This is a genomic window from Bradyrhizobium sp. P2_E8, from assembly GCF_056403875.1.
On sequence record NZ_JBFUES010001416.1, the window covers coordinates 1 to 1,431 of the forward strand.

Genomic DNA, 1,431 nt, shown 5'->3' on the forward strand with positions numbered 1-1,431 from the left:
ATGCCGCCGACAGCGGCGGTGGCGAGGAAGGCGATGGCGAGGACCTGCATGTTCATGGCGGCGCTGACCTGCTCACGTCTGCTGCGCCACTTCGGCCGCGTCGAGCGCGGCGCCAAGGCGCTTCTCCTCGCCGTAATAGCGAGCGCGTTCCCAGAACTTCGGACGGCCGATGCCGGTCGAGCGATGCCGCCCGATGATCTTGCCGTTGGCGTCCTCGCCGACCATGTCGTAGAGGAAGATGTCCTGGGTGATGATGGTGTCGCCTTCCATGCCCATCACCTCGGTGATGTGGGTGATGCGGCGCGAACCGTCGCGCAGGCGCGCGGCCTGGACGATGACGTCGATCGAGGCGCAGATCATCTCGCGGATGGTCCGCGACGGCAGCGAGAAGCCGCCCATCGTGATCATGGATTCGCAGCGCGACAACGCCTCGCGCGGGTTGTTGGCGTGCAGCGTGCCCATCGAGCCGTCGTGGCCGGTGTTCATGGCCTGAAGCAGGTCGAACGCCTCGGGGCCGCGGACTTCGCCGACGATGATGCGTTCGGGGCGCATACGCAGGCAATTGCGCACCAGCTCGCGCATGGTGACCTGGCCTTCGCCCTCGATGTTGGGCGGGCGGGTTTCCAGCCGCACCACATGGGGCTGCTGGAGCTGGAGCTCGGCCGCGTCCTCGCATGTGATGACGCGCTCGTCGTGCTCGATATAATTGGTCAGACAGTTGAGCAGAGTGGTCTTGCCCGAGCCAGTGCCGCCGGAGATCAGCACGTTGCAGCGGACGCGGCCGATGATCTGGAGGATTTCCGCACCCTCCGGCGAGATTGCGCCGAACTTGACGAGCTGATCCAGCGTCAGCTTGTCCTTCTTGAATTTGCGGATGGTGAGTGTGGGCCCGTCGATCGACAGCGGCGGCACGATGGCGTTGACGCGGGAGCCGTCGGCGAGACGCGCGTCGCAGATCGGCGAGGATTCGTCGACACGCCGGCCGACCTGGCTGACGATGCGCTGACAGATGTTGAGGAGCTGCTGGTTGTCGCGGAAGCGGATGCCCGTGCGCTGGATCTTGCCGGCGACTTCGATGTAGACGGTGTTGGCGCCGTTGACCATGATGTCCGCGATGTCGTCGCGCGACAGCAGCGGCTCGAGCGGACCGTAGCCCAGAACGTCGTTGCAGATGTCGTCGAGCAGCTCTTCCTGCTCGGCGATCGACATCACGATGTTCTTGATCGCGATGATCTCGTTGACGATGTCGCGGATTTCCTCGCGGGCCGACTCCGAGTCGAGCTTGGCGAGCTGGGCGAGGTCGATGGCCTCGATCAGCGCGCCGAAGATGGTCGCCTTGACCTCGTAGTAATTGTCCGAACGGCGGGTTTCCATCGCCGGCGCAGGCCTCGCCGGGGCAAGCGGCGGCGAGGCGACGACCGGCGGGGGCGG

At 65.7% G+C, this 1,431-nt stretch carries 1 protein-coding gene; it reads right to left on the minus strand.

Going from position 1 to position 1,431, the window contains the following annotated elements:
* Window positions 1–72: 72 nt before the first annotated feature.
* Window positions 73–1,431: CpaF family protein (locus tag AC1D00_RS40995; RefSeq protein ID WP_477014629.1), on the minus strand; the 1,359-nt coding region annotated here is incomplete at its 5' end.